Below are 509 nucleotides of genomic sequence, written 5' to 3'. Positions count from 1 at the left end.
CTGTTATCCCGTTTAGTTTAACAGGGGCGATTTGGGGGCATTTCTGGTTGGGGCTAGACATTAGCATGATGTCGACATTTGGTTTGATCGCAGCTGCAGGTGTGGTGATCAACGACTCGCTGGTGATGACAGATTATGTGAACCAAGTGCGAGAGAAAGGGATGACCATCAAGCAGGCGGTGGTTGAGGCTGGTTGTGCGCGTTTCCGAGCGATTACGCTGACATCCATCACGACCTTTGCGGGTGTATTGCCTATTATGTTCGAAACCAGTCTACAAGCACGTTTCGTAATACCAATGGCCGTCGCTTTGGGCTTTGCTGTGTTGTATGCCACAGTCCTGACGTTGGTGTTAGTGCCTTGTCTGTATCTAATGCTTGAAGATATTAAAAACATCTTTCGAGCGATTAAGCTCTTCTTCCAGCGTGCCATTGGTCGTTTTAGAAAAGCGTCAGTATCTTCAGATATTTCTGCGAATACATCGAACTAGCATCTCTTGTCTTAATAAAAA

General features: G+C 46.2%; 1 protein-coding gene. It reads left to right on the top strand.

Annotation, left to right across the window (positions count from 1 at the left end):
- The coding region (locus tag R7R24_RS30605; RefSeq protein WP_318120702.1) for an efflux RND transporter permease subunit at positions 1-488 on the top strand (488 nt) is incomplete at its 5' end.
- Positions 489-509 lie beyond the last annotated feature (21 nt).

It is taken from the genome of Vibrio sp. 704 (assembly GCF_033339295.1).
Note: the sequence above shows the minus strand (reverse complement) of the source record. Positions and strands in the feature narration are given on the sequence as shown.